General features: G+C 68.3%; 18 protein-coding genes. 12 read left to right on the top strand and 6 right to left on the bottom strand.

Features of this window, described 5'->3' with window-relative positions; all coding sequences use genetic code 11:
• Window positions 1-578 precede the first annotated feature (578 nt).
• Together MXA07_RS06225 and MXA07_RS06220 are read left to right on the top strand one after the other, a co-directional pair.
• Complete coding sequence (locus MXA07_RS06225; RefSeq protein WP_247731180.1) at window positions 579-1514, top strand: hypothetical protein; 936 nt, start codon at window positions 579-581, stop codon at window positions 1512-1514.
• A gap of 154 nt (window positions 1515-1668) precedes the next feature.
• Window positions 1669-2295: a DUF7344 domain-containing protein gene (locus tag MXA07_RS06220; protein WP_247731179.1), complete on the top strand. Its 627-nt coding sequence runs from the start codon at window positions 1669-1671 to the stop codon at window positions 2293-2295.
• 67 nt (window positions 2296-2362) lie between these two features.
• Here MXA07_RS06220 and MXA07_RS18160 read toward each other — a convergent pair whose 3' ends face one another.
• Genes MXA07_RS18160 through MXA07_RS06210 form a run of 3 tightly spaced genes read right to left on the bottom strand, consistent with a single transcriptional unit; the run spans window position 2363 to window position 3583 of the window.
• The gene (locus tag MXA07_RS18160; RefSeq protein ID WP_282102541.1) at window positions 2363-2491 is read right to left on the bottom strand and encodes a hypothetical protein; all 129 of its coding nucleotides are present in this window, start codon (window positions 2489-2491) and stop codon (window positions 2363-2365) included.
• Window positions 2488-3057 (bottom strand): hypothetical protein, encoded by a 570-nt coding sequence (locus tag MXA07_RS06215; protein ID WP_247731178.1) that lies wholly within the window; start codon window positions 3055-3057, stop codon window positions 2488-2490. Before MXA07_RS06215 ends, MXA07_RS18160 begins: the two co-directional genes overlap by 4 nt.
• A gap of 13 nt (window positions 3058-3070) precedes the next feature.
• Window positions 3071-3583, bottom strand: coding sequence for a DUF1102 domain-containing protein (locus MXA07_RS06210; protein WP_247731177.1), 513 nt, complete (start codon window positions 3581-3583; stop codon window positions 3071-3073).
• 377 nt (window positions 3584-3960) lie between these two features.
• Between MXA07_RS06210 and MXA07_RS06205 the strand changes: the two genes are divergently transcribed.
• Complete coding sequence (locus MXA07_RS06205; protein WP_247731176.1) at window positions 3961-4572, top strand: DUF7344 domain-containing protein; 612 nt, start codon at window positions 3961-3963, stop codon at window positions 4570-4572.
• Window positions 4573-4670: 98 nt separating this feature from the next.
• On the opposite strand, the gene MXA07_RS06200 is transcribed toward MXA07_RS06205, so the two are convergent.
• From MXA07_RS06200 to MXA07_RS06190, 3 genes are all read right to left on the bottom strand, one after another.
• The gene (locus MXA07_RS06200; RefSeq protein ID WP_247731175.1) at window positions 4671-6644 is read right to left on the bottom strand and encodes an aconitate hydratase; all 1974 of its coding nucleotides are present in this window, start codon (window positions 6642-6644) and stop codon (window positions 4671-4673) included.
• A 188-nt stretch (window positions 6645-6832) separates the two neighbouring features.
• The gene (locus MXA07_RS06195) at window positions 6833-8377 is read right to left on the bottom strand and encodes a Coenzyme F420 hydrogenase/dehydrogenase, beta subunit C-terminal domain (protein WP_247731174.1); all 1545 of its coding nucleotides are present in this window, start codon (window positions 8375-8377) and stop codon (window positions 6833-6835) included.
• Window positions 8370-10088: a nitrite/sulfite reductase gene (locus tag MXA07_RS06190; RefSeq protein WP_247731173.1), complete on the bottom strand. Its 1719-nt coding sequence runs from the start codon at window positions 10086-10088 to the stop codon at window positions 8370-8372. The genes MXA07_RS06195 and MXA07_RS06190 overlap by 8 nt, the downstream gene beginning before the upstream one ends.
• Window positions 10089-10694: 606 nt before the next feature.
• Here MXA07_RS06190 and MXA07_RS06185 point away from each other — a divergent pair.
• The 9 genes from MXA07_RS06185 to gnd all read left to right on the top strand — a co-directional run bounded on the left by MXA07_RS06185 (window position 10695) and on the right by gnd (window position 18156).
• Window positions 10695-10946, top strand: coding sequence for a hypothetical protein (locus MXA07_RS06185; protein ID WP_247731785.1), 252 nt, complete (start codon window positions 10695-10697; stop codon window positions 10944-10946).
• A complete protein-coding gene (locus MXA07_RS06180) occupies window positions 10939-12609 on the top strand; it encodes a DR2241 family protein (protein ID WP_247731172.1) in 1671 nt (556 codons plus the stop codon). The genes MXA07_RS06185 and MXA07_RS06180 overlap by 8 nt, the downstream gene beginning before the upstream one ends.
• Window positions 12606-13442, top strand: coding sequence for a uroporphyrinogen-III C-methyltransferase (cobA, locus tag MXA07_RS06175; protein ID WP_247731171.1), 837 nt, complete (start codon window positions 12606-12608; stop codon window positions 13440-13442). Before MXA07_RS06180 ends, cobA begins: the two co-directional genes overlap by 4 nt.
• A complete protein-coding gene (locus MXA07_RS06170; protein WP_247731170.1) occupies window positions 13439-14596 on the top strand; it encodes an anthranilate phosphoribosyltransferase in 1158 nt (385 codons plus the stop codon). The genes cobA and MXA07_RS06170 overlap by 4 nt, the downstream gene beginning before the upstream one ends.
• Window positions 14597-14646: 50 nt before the next feature.
• On the top strand, window positions 14647-15153 hold the full coding sequence (locus tag MXA07_RS06165; protein ID WP_282102540.1) for a deoxyuridine 5'-triphosphate nucleotidohydrolase: 507 nt from the start codon (window positions 14647-14649) through the stop codon (window positions 15151-15153).
• Between the two features lie 182 nt (window positions 15154-15335).
• Window positions 15336-15890 carry a metal-dependent hydrolase gene (locus tag MXA07_RS06160; RefSeq protein ID WP_247731168.1) on the top strand — a complete coding sequence of 185 codons (555 nt, stop codon included), beginning with the start codon at window positions 15336-15338 and terminating at the stop codon, window positions 15888-15890.
• 101 nt (window positions 15891-15991) lie between these two features.
• A complete protein-coding gene (locus tag MXA07_RS06155; RefSeq protein ID WP_247731167.1) occupies window positions 15992-16456 on the top strand; it encodes a copper resistance protein CopD in 465 nt (154 codons plus the stop codon).
• A 195-nt stretch (window positions 16457-16651) separates the two neighbouring features.
• Window positions 16652-17083, top strand: a complete 432-nt coding sequence (locus tag MXA07_RS06150) for a hypothetical protein (RefSeq protein WP_425492214.1) — start codon at window positions 16652-16654, stop codon at window positions 17081-17083.
• A gap of 164 nt (window positions 17084-17247) precedes the next feature.
• Entirely contained in the window at window positions 17248-18156 is a 909-nt protein-coding gene (gnd, locus tag MXA07_RS06145) for a phosphogluconate dehydrogenase (NAD(+)-dependent, decarboxylating) (protein ID WP_247731165.1), read from the top strand.
• Window positions 18157-18203 lie beyond the last annotated feature (47 nt).

Genomic DNA, 18203 nt, shown 5'->3' with positions numbered 1-18203 from the left:
TCGAACGCGATCGAGGCGCCCACCCACGGCCGACGACTGCAGAACGGGTCGCCGGCGCGCACTTCGCGTACGAGACGAACAGCCGAACCGGCACGGGCTACTCGCCCGTCGATACCTCTCTTCTCCCGGCAGCGCGATGACCGGCTCGTCGACTGGCCCAGACTCGTCCTGGCCACGACGACCGTCGCGATCGCCGCTACCACGACTCGAGTAGTCGGCAGCCGTCCGCCCGAACACCGTGGTCGGCAGCCGATAGCCCCGGCTCCGCGATATCACGTAACCCGGAACAGTTCGGTGGTGGCCGTGGCCGCGCAGTCCCCCGATCTTGCTCACCCTTCGCGCGATAAACGATCGCTTTGAACTGGTTCAGGACCGCTCTGTGACACCGCTATCGGCGCACTACTAAGTCGTTGCCGGGGATCGATGCCGTCAACGGGGACCGTGCCGGGCGGTTGCCCCTCGTCGGGTCGGCGGCCAGCCGCTTCGCCGACAACGTGGCGGCGACAAGGCCGACGAGATCGACGATCGGTGGACAATGGGATTCGAGACGTAGCGCGAACGCAGCACGAGACTCTACAATGAAACGACGAACGTTCGTTCTGGGAATGGGAACGGCCTCGATCGGAAGTAGCGTCGTCATCGGCTCCGGTGCGTACTCGCGAGTCGACGCGACTCGCGACGTCTCCATCGAGACCGTCGGCGACGACGAGGCCTATCTTCGGTTGCAGTACAACGATACGATCGAGTTCGACTGCGAAGCCGTCGAGACGCTGCTGTGGGTCACCAATCAACTCAAAGCGCCGATCGAGTCGTTCTCGTTCGACGCCGTCGGTGCCGACGAGGAGATCGGGGTCGAACTCCTCGCGTTGCCCGACTCGATCGACGTCGGCGAGACTGCCGAGGTGCGCGCCCGACTATCCTGCCTCGACGGGGACGGAACCCGACCCGTCAACTTCGAGATCGAGGTGTCGGGGCCCGATCTGAGCGTTCACGCCCACCGGACCGACGAGATTTCGATCGCGTGTCACTGTCCGTCGGAGACGGCGTGGGCGATCCGCGAGGGACCGGACGGAACACCGGATCCGACGGCCAACCGACTCAACGAACTCGAGGGAATACGGGCCAATCGCTGGGGCTGGTACCTGCCGTACGAGCTCGGCGCCGGTCCCGTCGACGGCCAGCTCTGGAGCGGAGCGGGCCAGAACGATCTCGACCACGGGGAGCAGGTCGGGTCGGTCGAGTTCGACGACGACGGCGACGCGGTGACCGTCTCGCTGCAATCGAACGAGGGGACGATGCTCCGGAAGAGCCACTGTTACGCGGCCGTCGGAACCGACCGCCTCGCCGCCGTCAACGCCGCACCCGGTCGCTTCCAGCACGACAGCGCGAGCGCGACGTACGATCCCTCGACCTCGACGTACACGATCCCGCTCGACGCGATCGACGGGTCGGCTGCAAGCGCCGAGACGATCGTGCTCGCAGTGCACGCCGACGTCGTGCCCACCGTCGAATGAGACCGGGATCGTGCAATCCGTCTGCACCCCGCGACCACGGCCACGATAACCCGGGCCGGGATCGCTGACCCCCATTACTTACAATAATTCGAATAGATATACCCTGCATTTATTTGGTGTCAGCCCGTTCGCTCCGATGTAATCGGGTGGTCTAATGGGGGCAAAGGGAGTACCACGACGGGACGGTGAATCGCCAGGGGGCCTACCAGGGGCGGACGAGCGAGGGCTCCCGCGCGAGCCGAGCGGGCAGGTCGTCGACGTCGATCGGCTGTACGACGTCCTCGCGAACCAGCGACGTCGGTTCGCGCTGTACTATCTCAAACGCCATCCCGAGGGCGTCACGCTCGGCGAGTTGACCGAACGAGTCGCCGCCTGGGAGGACGGCTGTACGCCGGAGGACGTCTCCTCCGAACAGCGAAAGCGCGTCTACACCGCGCTCCAGCAATCGCACCTGCCCTCGCTCGAGGAGGCGTCGATCGTCACCTACGACGAGGACCGCCGGTTCGTCGAACCGACCGAGGCGCTGGCGACCATCGAGTGCTACCCGACGACCGATACCGGGGACTCGACGGACTGGTCCGCGCGCACGCTCGGACTCGCCGCCGCGTCGATCGGGGTCCTCGCGCTCGGGTGGCTAGGGATCTGGCCGGTGGCGGCGCTGTCGCCCCTCGCCGTCGCCACGGTGATCGTCGTCGCGTTCGGCCTCCTGGCCCTCGGTCAGTGGCACGACGTTCGACGGCGAGCGAGGGGTGCGGACGCACCACCGCCGGAGCTCGAGTGACGGTCACGAACGGGGAATCGTCGCGTGTGAGGCCCCGGCTCGGCCGTCGGTGCCGGGGCAGACCCGACTACCCGTCGAAGAGCCGCTCCAGTTCGGCGTTGATCGATTCTCTATCGACCTCGACGTCGCCGAGATCGACATCGATGCCGACCGCTTCCTCGTAGTCTTCGAGCGTTGGACTGTCAGGAGCCATCATGGGACCTCCGCCGTGATTTCGATCTGATCGTCGATTTCGGGACCGTCGATCGCACTTTCGGGGAACGCGAGGGCCAGCAGGCTGAAGTGAATCGCCTCGCCGGGCCCGACGTCCGGGATCGAAATCCCGCCGCCGGGCTGGATACCCCAGCTGCCCTGTGGAACGAGCAAGACGGCGAGGACGCCGTCGAAGGACGGGGGAAAGATGCTGCCGTCGACGTCGAGGAACGCGATCGGCGAGACGCCCACGTCGACCGCCTGGGTCCCCTGATTCTCGATCGTGAACAGGTTGGCGATTCCCGTCAGGGCGTTCGTATTCACCCCCTTGCCGGCGACGTTGCCGTTATCGCCGGTCAGGTCGACCGCCATCTCGCCGTCGGTCATGGTGGCGTAGTTGCCGTTCGGCCCGTTGTACGGACGGATGCTCAGGTAGGCGTTCGCGTCGTCCGTGACATCGATCGTCACGTCGCGCTCGGCTTCGACGCTCGAGAACGCGCCGGTTCCGAGCGCGAGCGCGCCACAGGTGGCGATCGCACCGCCGCTCAGGACGAATGTTCGTCGTTGCATTGATCGAACACCGTTAGGCCAGCGCCTGGATGACGACGCTGTCGAGCAGTTCTTCGTTCACCGAGATGGATCCGGCCGTCGTGTCCACGACGACGCTGATGCTCGCCTGTTCGCCGACGTCCAGGTCGATCCCGTTCGACAGCGAGTTGCCGTTGCTATCCTCGAACGTCACGGCGTCCGGGTGCTGCCCGGATTTCGAAATCCCGACGGAGACGGGCTGGGTTCCGTGATTCGCGACGACGAACAGGTCGTCGAACTCGGTCACCGCGTTGGGGTTGACACCCGTTCCGCCCGCGTTCGTCGGGTTGGAGTCGCTCATGTCGATGGCGAGGGTGCCGCCGTCCCCGTCGTCGACGACGTAATGTGAATCCGTTCCCTTCAGTTTCAGGTACGCGCTCGCGTCGTCCGCGACCGCGACGTCGATGTTTCGCGCGGCGGTGACGGAAGAGAACGCCCCCGTCCCCACTGCCGCCGCCGTTGCCGTTGCCAGTGCGCCCGTACCGATGATGAACTTTCGTCGCTGCATGCTATCTCGCCCCCGAGGGGCACGCGGTACTATCCGAAGCGGGTATATCGTAATACAGACGTGGCGTCCGTTCACCGTCGGTTTGACCAGCAGTCAACAACCTCCCACACAGGTGTTCCGAGTGTTGACCGCCGGTCAACGGCCATCCACACGCGTATTCCGAAGGTTGACCGCCGGTCAACGGTATACTGTGAACCACCGTCCGCATTACATGTAATATTAATATAAATTTCACCGCGAGCAAATGCAGATACTCTGCGGGAAGAACTGTTCGAACTTTGCGCTTCCATAACTTTCGATAGCTCTTCCGTGATATTTATTTTGGCGATAAGTGATGGAATACTTTTAATTGTGTCGTCGTTGTGTTCGTGGCACGGATGGCGACAGCGCACGGCAAGGGAACGGGGGCGCGGGTGAGCGAACAGGGTGTACAACTGACGGAAGACGAACTCTTTGAGCTCCTGGCGAATCAGCGACGGCGACAGGTGCTCTACGCGCTCATGTGCGAAGGAAAGACGTTGACCATCGGTGATCTCTCCCAGCGGATCGCCGCCTGGGAGGACGGACTCGACTACGAGGAGGTTTCGAGCAAGGATCGAAAACGCGTCTACACGGCGCTCCAGCAGTCACACCTGCCGAAGATGGATCAGAGTGGCGTCGTCAACTTCGACCGCGACCGGGGGACCGTCGAACCGACGGCGGCGCTGTCGGACGTCGAGATTTACATCGACGTCGTCCGAGGGCACGAATTACCGTGGAACGAGTACTATCTGGGACTGGCCGCGGTGTCGGCGATCGTACTCGTCGCATCCGTGCTCTCGATCTATCCAGTGTCGACCCTTCCCCCGCACGCGGTGACCGTCTTCGTCGTCGTTTCCTTCGCCGTCTCGTCGCTCGCTCACCGATTTCTCGCACGACGGAGTCGACTTGGAATCGACGAGGATCCGCCACTCATCGACGACGATTCTCGGGATAGGCTGTTGCAGTAAGGAAACCACACGCCCGTCGATCCGTCCCGGAAGTGTTGATCGTGACCGATCGGGCCGGCCGTCGAAGACCGTCGAGACGCGTCGCGGACGCTCGTCGCTCAGTCGTCCGCAGGCGCTTCGGTGCCGCCGTCCTGCGCCTGGGCCTTCGTCCAGGAGAGCTTGCCGCCGGCGGCGAGGATGTCGCGCTCGCGCTGGGAGGCGTCGAGCGTCGCGATGTACTCGTCGGTTCCGTTGACGCGAACGGTGAACTCCGAGCGCCCCTCGGAGACGCCCGTCTCGACGTCCTCGACGATCTCGACCTCGTCGCCCTGGTCGATCGAGTCGTAGGCGGCCTCGTCGATGACCAGCGGGACGATCCCGAAGTTAAAGAGGTTCGCGCGGTGGATCCGGGCGAAGCTCCGGGCGAGGACCGCCTCGACGCCCAGGTGCATCGGACACATCGCGGCGTGTTCGCGCGAGGAGCCCTGGCCGTAGTTCTCGCCGGCGAGCAGGACGCCGCCGTCGGCTTCGGCCGCCCGGTCGGCGAACGTCTCGTCGACGCGGCTCAGCGTGAACTCGGAGAGTTTGTCGATGTTCGAGCGGTACATCAGGATGTCCTGGGTCGCTGGGATGATGTGGTCCGTCGTGATGTTGTCGCCCATCTTGAGCAGGACCTCGCCCGCGATATCCTCGTCGATCCCCTCTCGCAGCGGCACCTCGCCGATGTTGGGCCCCTTGATGAGGTCGTCGTCGACGGCCTGATCGGGGGTGATGAGGTCGGCCTTCGAGGCGTCGTACGCCTCGGCGAGTTCGAAGCCGGGCGCCTCGAGATCGCCGAGTTCGTCGGCCAGGTCCCGCGGGTCGACGATCTCGCCCGCGAGGGCGGCCGCGGCGGCGACCTCGGGCGAGCAGAGGTAGACGTTGTCGTCCTCGATGCCGGACCGGCCCTCGAAGTTGCGGTTGAAGGTCCGCAGCGAGACGGAGTCCGAGGCGGGGACGTGACCGATGCCGATGCAGGCGCCGCAGGTCGCCTCCGAGAAGTTGACGCCGGCGGCCATCAGCTCGGCGACCCAGCCCTGGCGGGCGAGCAGTTCGGAGGCCTGCTTCGAACCGGGCGCGACGATCATCTCGGTCTTGCGGTCGACCTGGCGGCCCTCCAGCATCTTCGCGGCCGGGAGGACGTCCTCGTAGGCGCCGTTGGTACAGGAGCCGACGATGACCTGGTCGACATCGGTGCCCGCGACCTCGCGGACGGGAACGACGTTGTCCGGCATCGACGGCTCGGCGATCAGCGGCTCGAGCTCCGAGAGGTCGACGACGATCTCGTCGTCGTACTCGGCGTCGTCGTCCGGCTGGAGTTCGGTGTACGCCTCGCCGCGGCCGACGCGTTCGAGGTAGTCCTTCGTCTGCTCGTCGGTCGGGAAGAGCGACGAGGTCGCGCCCAGTTCGGTCCCCATGTTGGTGATCGTCATCCGCTCGGGCGCGGTGAGCGTCTCGACGCCCGGGCCCGTGTACTCGAGGATCTTGCCGACGCCGCCCTTGACGGTCAGCCGGCGGAGGAGCTCGAGGATGACGTCCTTCGCGGTCGCCCAGTCGGGGAGTTCGCCCTCGAGGCGGACGTTGACGACTTCGGGCATCTCGATGTAGTATGGCGCCCCGCCCATCGCGACGGTGACGTCGATCCCGCCGGCGCCGATGGCGAGCTGGCCCAGCCCGCCCGGCGTCGGCGTGTGCGAGTCGGAGCCGAGCAGCGTCTTGCCGGGCGCGGCGAAGTTCTCCCGGTGGACGTTGTGACAGATGCCGTTGCCGGGTCGGGAAAAGTGTGCGCCGTAGGTCCCGGCGGCCGACCGGAGGAACCGGTGGTCGTCGGTGTTCTTAAAGTCGAACTGGTAGGTCTGGTGGTCGCAGTACTGGGCGGCGATCTCGGTCTGGACCTCGTCCAGCCCCATCGCCTCGAACTGCAGCCAGACCATCGTTCCCGTCGTGTCCTGCGTGAGTACCTGATCGATCTCGATCCCGATCTCCTCGCCGGTCTCGAGTTCGCCCTCGACGAGGTGATCGTCCAGAATTTTCTCGGTAAGCGTTAGTCCCATAGCACCCGGAAATCGGCCGCGCGGGGCCATAAAACCAGCGTGTTCGTCGCATCGAACGGAGGGAGAATTTGACGTTCGGTCACTTCGTCGCAATAATTACACGAATAATGATTCGGTTGTGGCGGGCCGAGTCGGTCGAACACCGAACGTCCGATCGGTTGCGGCCTCGGCACTCGGTCTGCTCGCGATCAGTGATCGGCTTCGTGCGGGTTCGGTTCGGTGCCGTACTGCTCGGCGTGCTCTGCGTACTCGATGAACCGCGGCGCATCGGGGTCGAACGGCCGCTGCAGGGATTCGAAGGCCTGCTTCTTGTCCCAGCTCTGGAGCTTCCCGATGGCGCTCCGATTCTCCAGATCGTGATACTCCAGATCGGACTCGGCGTGTTCCCAGGCCTCGAGACCGCGCTCGGTCCGGACGATGACCGACGAGAACCCGTCCGAGGAGCCGACGGAGCCGATTGCAAGGTCCGCCGCGTAGCCGGTGAAGTCCGCACACTCGTCACAGCCCTTGAGCGTGGCGTCGTGGAACTCGGTGACGTCTTCGGCCAGGATCGGATCCAGATCCCGGTCGTAGACGCGCATCTCGCCCTCGATGACGTCCATCTTCCCGATCTCCTCCGGCGAGATACCCCGTTTCTCCGCTAGTTCCTCTCCGAGGAGCCGTTCGTAGTTGAAGTTCTTCGTACAGAACAGCGCGATGCGGTACTCGACGGCCCTGAGGCCCGCCTCCTGGGCCTGCAGGTCCCAGTCGAAGTCCTGGAGCGCGCGAAGCCCCTCGATCTCGCAGGGCGTCCCGACGACGGCGAGGGACAGGTCTTCCGGGTCGTTGTCCGGAAGCTTGTGCGCCCACTGCGAGAGGTCGAGGTTGCCGAGCGCCATCGTCTGGTTGTAGAACGAGCCGGCGTTTTCGACCAGCTCCTCGTGGGAGGTCGCGAGGAAGGACTCGGCCTTCCACGGATCCTCCTCGGACTCGGTGGCGACGAGCGCGCCGTCGATCTCGCCCGCCTCGAGCAGGTGCGAGAGGATCGACGTGACGACGCCGCCGTCCTGGGCGCCGCGGCGCCAGTCCTCGGCGACCCGCGCGGAGAACTCCGTGATGGGGTCGCCGGCGCCGGAGACGTTGTCCTCGCCGCCCGTGATCTTCCACTGGCGCTCGTAGCGCAGCCCGCCGCGCGGACAGAAGTCCCAGCACATCGAACAGCCGGTGCACATCTTCACCAGCTCGGGTTTGCCGTCGTCGCCGATCCCGATGGAGTCGGAGGGACAGGCGGCGACGCAGGTGCCACACTGGATACAACGATCGGCCTCGATGACGGCCTCGTCGAGCTCCATGAACCAGGTCTTCTCGTCGGGCGTCTCGATGTCGTTCATCTCCGAACGGATCGAGTAACCGGGCGTCTCGAGGTCGATCCCGTCCGGGACGCCCGGTCTGGCCGTCGGGTCGACGTCGGGATCGTCGACGTCCTGACTCCGTCCCACCGCCGGCTCGGTGAATTCGAGGTCGCCGAGGCTGCCCGATTCGTCGACGTTGGCCGGTTGCGCGCCGCCGTCGGTTCGTGTCCCGCCGTCCGCGCGGAGTTCGACCGACGAGTCCTCCGGCGCCGACGAGTCATCCGACCTGCCCGCCGGCCGATCGGCGTCGTCGCACCGACACTCGCCGTCCTCGCACCCCGCCGACGCCGAGTCGCCGGCCGCCGACGATGCGGGTACCCCTGGAAGGGGTTCGTCAGTCACCGTGAGCCACCCCCGAAGCGACCGGCCCAGCAGCCCGTTGCATCACGTCTCGCAGACGGTCGTTCTCGATCCGGCGCGTCCACTCGTAGAAGCGCTCGCCGTCGGCGCGCTCGTCGGCGTACGCCTCGAAGAGCTCCTCGAGCGCGGGGACGACGGATTCGGCCGGGACGGCGGTTTCGACCCAGTCGAGGAACTCGTTGTCGCCCCCCAGCGCCCCGCCGAGGCCGACGTCCATCCCCTCGACGAGAGCGTCGCCCTCGGCGTTGGTCGTCACGTCGCTCGCGAGGGCATCGCCGTCGACCGCCACCGTCTCTCCGCGGAAGCCGATATCGGCGATCTGGGGCTGGGCGCAGGAGGCCGAGCAGCCGGACATGTGCATCCGGACGACGTCGAGATCGTCGGGCGTGTCGATCCGCTCGTCGAGTTCGCGCGCCCAGCGCTTCGTGCGCTTCTTGGTCTCGATGATGGCGTAGTTGCAGAACTCGTCGCCCGTACAGCCGACGGCGCCGCGCGAGAACGGGCCCGGATCGGGCTGGTACTCGGCGGCGAACGGTTCGGCGAGGAGGTCGTCGACGCGCTCCTCGGGGACGTGCGTGACGAGGAAGTTCTGGTCCGTCGCCAGTCGAATCGACGAATCGTCCGTGCCGTACTCGCGGGCGGCCCGCGCGGCCGCGGCGAACTCGTCGCCGCCCATGCGGCCGGCGACGACGTTGAAGCCGACGTACTGCAGGCCGTCTTCGCGCTGATCGTGGACGCCGACGTGATCCCCGACGTAACCCTCGGTCAGGTCGGTCCCGCGCTCGCGGAGGTCGACCGTACACCGGTCGCGGACCGCCTCCTCGAACGCGTCGGGGCCCAGCTGCTCGACGAGGTAGCGCATCCGGCAGACGCCCCGGTTCTCGCGGTCGCCGAGTTCCTTGAACGTCTGGGCGACCGCCCGGCAGAACTCGACGGCGTCCTCGGGCCGGACGAAGACGTCGAGCGGCGAGGCCATCCGCGGGCCGTCCGAGAGGCCGCCGCCGACGCGGGCGTGGAAGCCGTAGTAGGACTCCCCGTCGATCGCTTTCCTCGCGGGCGTCAATCCCACGTCGTTGATCTGGGACTGCGCGCAGTCGTGGGCGCACCCAGTGATGGTCAGCTTGAACTTCCGGGGCAGGTTGGCGTACTCGCGGTTCCCGGTGAAGAAGTCGGTCACCGCGTCGACGACCGGCTGCGCGTCGAAGCACTCGTGGTCGTCGAGGCCGGCGGCGGGACAGCCAAGCACGTTCCGGGCCGAGTCGCCACAGCCCTGGACGGTGGTCAGCCCGACCTCGTCGTACCGATCCCAGATTTCGGGGACGTCCTCGATCTCGATCCAGTGCATCTGGACGTCCTGACGCGTCGTCAGATCGAGGAAGGCGTCGCCCCACAGCTCGTTCTGGTCGGCGCCGCCGAACTCGTCGGGCGCGGTGGCGAACTCGTCGGCGACCTCGCCGATCACCGCGGCCTGCTCGGGCGTCAGAAAGCCGCCGGGCGCCTTCGTCCGCAGCATGAAGTAGTCGTCGTGCTTCCCGTGTGCGTAGAGCCCGGCCCACTTCAGACGTTCCCACTCGCCATCGCCGGCGCGATCCTCGATCTCCGCGAACGAGCAGCCGTCGTCCGCGTACTCGCGAACGTCGTCGAGCACGTCGAGCGGATGCTTCTCTCGCTTGTGCGCTTCGACCGCGTTCACGCGAGCGCCACCTCGGTTCGGGTGAACGCGTCGCGTCGGGCGAACGCGTCGGAAGTCGTCGGTCGAGTTGGCCGGCGCGCGGCTCGTGTTGCTCCGTCCATCGTGAGCGGGCAATCGCCGCGCCATCCCATGTAGCTCTCCGTCCGGGCAGGGCCTGGCGGGGCTCGAGAACGGCGGCAATATTTGCGGCCCCGTCCGCTCGGTCCGTCGTCGCGTTCAAGGCGAGCCGAACGACCGCCACTGCCGCCCGATCGGGTCGAGCGGCCGCGAGCGTTCCGCACGCGGCGTCGGCTCGACGAGTCGATCGGGCGTTCGATTCGCACCGGACCGATACGCCACACCGATTCCGACCCGGCCATCGTCAGATACAGCGTCTAACGAGGGCGATCCCGCGTCCCACGCGACGACGTGTGACGGTGATTCCCCGGTCGGTATCGAACGAATCAGACGGTTTCACCGGTCTGGAACCGCGAGGGGCCTCGCGCGGGTTTCGGCCGGGCCCGCCCGGCCGTCATCAGTTCCGGCAGTACTTGATTCAACCACAGACCGACGGAAATCGCTGACGCGGAGGACTCGGCTATAGGGGTTCGGTTCGAGGGGTGCAGTATGACCGACCCAACGTGTCCCGCTCGATCGAGCGACCGACAGCCGGAAGACGACGGCGACGTGAACGAGCACGGTCGAACTGCGACGACCGACGACGAACCCGGAGCCGACTCGATCGCTCCCGACTCCGTCGACGACGAACCCGCCGACACAGCCGACGCCGACCGGAGCCATCTCCGTGACGTGCCCGTCGGCAGCGGCTGCACCGAGATCTGGGAACATCTCGCCGAACATCGCGAAGACGATGAGTGAACGCGCCGCGTCCCCGACGACCGACGGAGTGACGAGCGGATCGCTCGCCGCGACGACGCTCGTCCTCGTCGGCCACGGCTCGCACCACTCCGCCCGGTCGGCCGATCCCGTCTACGCGCACGCGGACCGGATACGCGACCGCGGCGCCTTCGCGGCCGTCAGAACGGCGTTCTGGAAGGAATCGCCGTCGCCGCGGGAGGTTCGTCGAACCGTTCCGACCGCCCGCGCCGTCGTGGTGCCGGTCTTCATGGCCGCGGGCTACTTCACCGAAACGGTCCTCCCGCGGGAGCTGGGGCTCGACGACGCGTCGGCCGTCGAGGGAGGGACGGTCGCGTACGCGGAGCCGGTCGGCACGCACCCCGCGGTGTCGACGGTCGTCGGCGATCGCGTCGACCGCCTCGTCGGCGACCGCGAGCGTGACGTCGGGGTCGCGATCGTCGCCCACGGGACCGACCGCCACGCCGGGAGCGCGGCCGCGGCGCGCGCTCACGCCGATCGCCTCCGGGAGGCTGGCCGATACCAGGAGGTGCGGGCGCTGTACCTCGACGAGTCGCCGGCCGTCGACGCCCTCACGGACCACTTCGCGGCCGAGGACCTGGTGGTCGTGCCGCTGTTCGTCAGCGACGGGCCCCACGCGCGAACGGACGTGCCCGCCGCGATCGGCCTGGTGGACGGAGACAGGGCGGTCGAATCCGGCGCGGCCGAACCTCTCGACGGCGCCGGCGACGTTGTCGTGGCCGCCGGTGCCGGCGACGAACCGGTCGAGCTCGACGGCCACCGCGTCCGGTACGCCGGCGCCGTCGGGACGGACCCGTTGCTCGCGGACGTGATCCTCGACCGGGCGCGCGAAGCGCGCGCGTTGACGGGCGCCTCGGAGCCGCCGGCGACCCCGACGGATAGCAGTGCGCGGACGGACGGTGCCGCTCCCCGATCCGCGTCCGGACGGGCGTTCGTTCGATGGGTCCACGGCGGTGCGGCGGCCCTTCCAGGCGGCATCACGGACGCCCACGCGCCCGATACCGCGGCAGACGGAGACACCCAGCCGCCGCTCGAGCCCGGCGGACGCTCCGATCGGCGCCGAGCCCGAACGTGGGGCCAACTGTGGATCGCGATACCGCGCGAGTCGGACCCGTGTCGATACGAACTCCGACACGAGGCCGATCGAGGGGCCTCGCGGACCGAACTGCGGGACCTCGACCGAATCCGAGACCTGCGAACCGCGATTCGGTTCGACGACGAGGAACGGTTCCGCCCGCTGCGAACGGCGCCGACGCTCCCGACCGGCTGGCGCTTCGTCGCCCTCGACGGGCGGACGCTCGTCCGCGCCGTCGAAACGGTCTACCCGGCGACGATCGCGAACTGGTATCGGGATCGAACCGACGACCTCGACGTCACGCACTTCCGCGCGACCGCCGAGCGCCAGACCGGCCGCTACGAGGACCTCGAAACCCTCGACGAGCACACCGTCGAAGCGGTCGCCCACGCCTGCTGTGATGACGGCGCGTGTCTGAAGCGTCGGTGCTGGGAGTTCGACGCGGACGCGACCCTCGACGCGGCGAGCGGGTCGGGACGCCTGCCCTGCCGGGAGCCGTGCTCGCAGGTCCTGGAGACGGCCCGCGAGTTCGGTCTCGCCGGCCCCGACGACGGAGGTGTCGAGTCGTGAGCAGCGACGCGGGGACCGTCTCGCTCGTCGGCGCCGGACCTGGCGATCCAGACCTCCTGACGGTGAAGGCTCGCCGTCGCCTCGACGAGGCGGACGTCGTGTTTCACGACGCGCTGGTGACGCCGGCGCTGCTCGAGACCTGCCCGGCGTCGACGGCCCTCGTCGACGTCGGAAAGCGACCCGGACCCGACGGCGAACGGCCGACCCAGGGCGAGATCAATCGACGGTTGGTCCGGGCCGCGCGAGCGGGGCGGGACGTGGTTCGCCTGAAAGGCGGCGATCCGTACGTCTTCGGTCGCGGCGGCGAGGAAGTCGAGTTCCTCGCGGCCGCCGGCGTCGACGTCGAGGTCGTCCCCGGGCTGACGAGCGCCGTGGCGGGACCGGCCGTCGCGGGCATTCCCGTCACCCACCGCGAGCACGCCTCCAGCCTGACGGTCGTCACCGGCCACGAGGATCCGACGAAGGACGAGAGCGCGCTGGACTGGGAGGCGCTCGCCCGGACGGTCTCGGCGGGTGGGACGCTGGTGGTCCTCATGGGCGTCGGTCGACTGCCGGCGAACGTCGCGACCCTTCGCGAACACGGGGTGGCCCCCGACACGCCGGTCGCGATGGTCGAGAAGGCGACCTGGGACGACGAGTACACCGTGATCGGCAGGCTGTCGACGATCGTGTCGCGGGCGACCGACGCCGGCATCGAGCCGCCGGCGGTCACCGTCGTCGGCGACGTCGTTTCCGTGCGCGATCGGGTGATCGAGCGCGCGGAATCGGCCGGCTCGGCCGAGGGAGCCGACACTCAGTCCCGCGCGCTGGTACCGGACGGAGGTCGACGATGACCGAGGACTGGTCGCTCGATCGGCTGGTGGGCGAAGTCGTCGGGTCGGGACCGCGATCGGCGTCGGACATGACCTACGAGCAGGCCCACGCCGCCATGGAGGACGTCCTGGACGGCGATCCTCATCCGGTCGCCCTCGGCGGGTTCTGGATCGCCAACCGGTGGAAGCGCAATACGCCCACCGAACTGGCCGGGTTCGTCGACGCCATGCGATCGGTCTCCGTCGAAACCGCGGTTCCGGACGCCGACCCCGTCGACATCGGCGCGAACTACGACGGCAAAGCCGACACCGCACCGCTGGGCGTGGCGAGCGGGATCGTCGCGGCGGCCGCCGGGACGCCCGTGGCGGCCCACGGCGCCGACCGGGTCCCGGCGACGGAGGGCGTGACGTATCGCCACGTGCTCGACGAACTCGACGTCCGGACCGACCTCTCGCCCGCGGCCAGCGCGGCCATGGTGGACGAGACCGGCTTCGGGTTCTACGACGCCACGCGGTTCAACCCCGGCGTGCACGCGCTCCTCGATCGCCGTCGGGCGCTCGGCCTCAGGACGTTCCTCAATACGGTCGAGACGCTCGCGAATCCGGCGGCGGCCGAGGTCCACCTCGGCTCGTTCTTCCACCGCCCCTTCGCCGAACGAGTGATCGCGACGCTCCGCGAGAGTCGAACGATCGACGCGTCCCGCGTCGTGATGGTCCACGGCCAGGAGGGCGCCGACGACGTTCGCCCGGGCTCGGTCCGGCTCGTCGAGTGGCGCGATCGCGGGGAGCAAGCGGCCAGTTCCGGCCCGGACGACGGGGCCGAGGAGCCCTCGGTCGAAATTTCGGAGATCGAGACCGAGGCGTTCGGCGTGGAACCCGGCGTGCTCGACGATATCGAGGCGACGCCCGCGGACGGCGACCTCGCCGAGACGGCCGCTCGAGTGACGCGGGAGGTCGTCGCCGGTGACCGCGACGGACCCGTTCGGAACCTCGTCGCGCTCAACGCGGGCATTCGAATCTACGCCCGAGACGACGAGCGATCGCTCTCGGGGGCCGTCGAGCGAGCTCGAGGGGCCATCGCGGACGGCTCGGCGGCCGACGTCCTCAGGGCACTCCAGCGATTCGAGCCGGCCGACGACGTACCGGCCGCCACACCCCGCTACCCGCGGCGCTGAACCGGCGTCCGATCGACCGGGTGAACCTGTCGGTCGAACGCGATACGCTTTTGCCGGTACCGACAACTCTCTCCACCATGTACCGATCCGGCGCCTTCGTGGCCGAGTGCGTCTCCCCCACGACCGACGAACAGGTCCAGCCCAACGGCGTCGACCTCACCCTCGACGTCGTCTTCGAACAGCTCGAGCCCGGCCGCATCACCCGCGACGAGAAGGAGATCGGCGATCGCGTCGCCCGACCGCTCGAAGAGCTCGAGGAGAAAGCGCCCGCGACGTACTACCTCCCGGAAGGCGTCTACGTGGCTCGATACGGCGAGCGCATCGAGATCCCCGACGGCCACGTCGGCTTCGTCTACCCACGCTCCTCGCTCATGCGGAACTCCTGCATGCTGAACACGGCCGTCTGGGACGCCGGCTACCAGGGGCGCGGCGAGGGGCTGTTGCAGGTCCACCACGACATCGAACTCGAACGCGGCGCCCGAATCGCCCAGCTCGTGCTGGCCGAGGCGGATCACGAGGACGTCTACGACGGGTCCTACCAGGGCGAGAACCTGTAGCCGGCGCCGTCGGAACCGGTTTCGAGCGCCGTTTAGGGAGATTCGACGGAGTGTTCGTTCCGACCGATCCGCTCGACGGGTCAGCGGTGTCCCAACTGCGCCGGCCACGAGTCCCGGCGCCCGACGGATGGAGCTTTACCGGTTCGTTCGCCTAGGGGAGGTATGACGGGTGTCGAGCGCGGATGATGGCCACGACCCACGGCTTCGTCGCGCTGGCTGTCGTCGCGCCGGTCGCGGTCGTCGCGCCCGACCTCGCGACGCCGCTGGCGGTCGGCGCGATCCTGGGCGGGCTCGCGCCGGACCTCGACGTCGCGTTCGTCCACCGACGGACGCTTCACTTCCCGCTGCTCGGGGCGATCCCGGCCGCAGCCGGCGCGGCTCTCGCCCTCGCCGTCGCGACGCCCGCGACGGCCGGGGTCGCCGCGTTCGTCGTCGGCGCCTGGACGCACGCCGCGAGCGACTGGATCGGCGGCGGGCCGGAGTTCGACCCGTGGACGAACCCGACCGAACGGGCGGTCTACGACCACGTCCGCGATCGGTGGCTCCGGCCGCGGCGCTGGGTTCGCTACGACGGCGCGCCGGAGGACGCAGCACTGGCGATCGCCCTCGGACTCGGCTCGCTCGTCGTCTTCGAGGCCCGCTGGATCGAAGGGCTGATCCTCGCCGGCATCACCGTCTCCGCCGGATACGCCCTCCTCCGGCGCCGGATCGCCGCCTGGGCCGGTCCCGATCGATAGGTGGATTCGCCTCGTTCGTAATTGACCGATTGTCGATCCGTCCGGATCCGCGACCGGTCGGATTTCGGTACGCTCTTGGCCCGATAGGCGAACCGACGGGTATGATCGACGTCGCGCTCGCCCGGATGACGCATCTCGTCTTCGCCGCGCTGTGGGCCGGAAGCGTCTGTTTCGTCGCGCTGGTCGTCGTCCCGCTCGCCCGGGACGGCGCGTTTCGCACGACGCAGCCGCTCGAATCCATCACCGGGTCGCTGAAGCTGGTTTCCCGGGTCAGTTCGGTCGTGTTGTTCCTCACCGGCAGCCACCTCGCCGGTCGCCTCTACACCGTCGAAACGCTGGGGGGCTCGCCCAACGGGCACCTCGTCATCACGATGACCGTCCTGTGGCTCGTCCTCACGGCGCTCGTCGAGGTGGCTGCGGCCCGATTCGGGCGCGGACTGGCCGAAGACAAACTGCGAGAGCCGGCCCACCAGACGCTCACCCTCTTTCGACTCGGCGCGCTGGTCGCGATCGCGCTCCTCGTCGTCGCCGGCTCGCTCTCGGGGAACCTCGCCGGGTTCCTCTGAGACGCGTCCGTCCACCCCCGGGATCGGTGGCGACCATCACGTCCCCGGGACAGTTGTGAATCATCGCACGCCGACCCCGAAGCCGCTCGACGGCCCGCTCGGGCGGGTGAGGGGCTCGAGGGTCACCCGGCGTGGAATTCTCACGTTTGAAATTTTCTGCGGAAGATACTTATAGGTCAAATCTCACGTACTGAGATAATGCGAAACGGCAGGGCCATCGGCCTCTCGCTGCTGGCGGTCGGAACGGCGGCGGTCGCCGGATACGTGCTTCGCTCCGGTCGATCACGCGCGTCGATCGCTCGCGTCGAGGCGAGCATCGGCGCACGCACCGTCGAGGACGTGCCGTCGACGGCGACGGTCGTCGACGTCTCCTCCGATCGACTGCGAGACATCCCGGGGGCGAAACGGGCGATCGAACGCGCCGTCGATGCGAGCGCCGACGACGGCTGGGTCGAAGTGACCTTCGCCGACCGGGACGCCTGGTCCGTCGTCGACTCGCTTCGCGGTGCGCTGCCGTACTACGACGGCTGTGCCGGCGAGTACAACGGCGTCTACGTCAGAGCCGACGACCGCTTCGTCGTCGTCGACGCCGTCGGCTGGGCGGAGCTCGAAGGGCAGACGGTCTGAGATCGGCGTTCCCGTGTCCTGTCGACCTGGGTGCGCCTCCCCGGTGGTTCTCCACGTCGCGTTCGAAGGCCAGTGGATCGTGAGCGCGGGCCGTCGCGGTGTGCGAGCGTCACCGCGAGGCGCGAACCGGAACCCTGACGACGCCCGCCCGAGGAGCCCCGGACATGCAACTCGGGCTGATCGGACTCGGACGGATGGGGCGGATCGTCGCGGATCGGTGTCTCGACGCCGGGATCGACGTGGTCGCGTTCGACCTGGACGACGAGGCCGTCGCCGCGGCGGCCGACGCGGGCGCCGAGCCGGCCGATTCCGTGACCGATCTCGCGACGCGCCTCGACGCGGGCGACGGGCCGACGTGCATCTGGCTGATGGTGCCCGCGGGCGAAGCCGTGGACGCCGCGCTCGACGACCTCGAACCGCACCTCACCGGCGAGGACGTCGTCGTCGACGGCGGGAACTCCCACTTCGAGGATTCGGTCCGCCGGGCCGAAACCTGTCCGGCGGCCTACCTCGATTGCGGCACCTCCGGCGGGCCGGCGGGCGCCGAACTCGGCTTCTCTCTCATGATCGGCGGCCCCGAGTGGGCCTACGAGGCGCTCGAACCGGCCTTCGACGCCGTCGCGACCGGCCCGGACGGTCACGCCCGGATGGGACCGTCGGGCTCGGGTCACTACGTCAAGATGGTCCACAACGGCGTCGAGTACGCGCTCATGCAGGCCTACGGCGAGGGCTTCGAACTCCTCCACGAGGGTCGGTACGACCTCGATCTGGAAGCGGTCGCGGGCGTCTGGAACAACGGCGCCGTCATCCGCTCGTGGCTCCTCGAACTCTGCGAGGAGGCCTTCCGCGAGGAGGGCGCCGACCTCGGCGACGTGGCCGACCGCGTCGAGGGCGGCTCGACCGGCACCTGGACGGTCCAGGAGGGCCTCGAGCAGGAGGTCCCGGTCCCGCTCATCTACACCGCGCTCGCCGAACGATTCGGGTCGCGAGCCGACGACGGCCGATTCTCCCGGCGCCTCGCGAACCGGCTCCGATACGGGTTCGGCCGCCACGCGGTTCCACGACGGGACTGAAGCGAGTGCTCGGTCAGCACACGGTATCGGTCCGCCTCGCGATCGGT

The organism is Halovivax limisalsi, assembly GCF_023093535.1.
In the GTDB taxonomy this organism is placed as follows: Archaea; Halobacteriota; Halobacteria; order Halobacteriales; family Natrialbaceae; genus Halovivax; species Halovivax limisalsi.
This window is presented reverse-complemented; position numbering and strand designations above follow the sequence as displayed.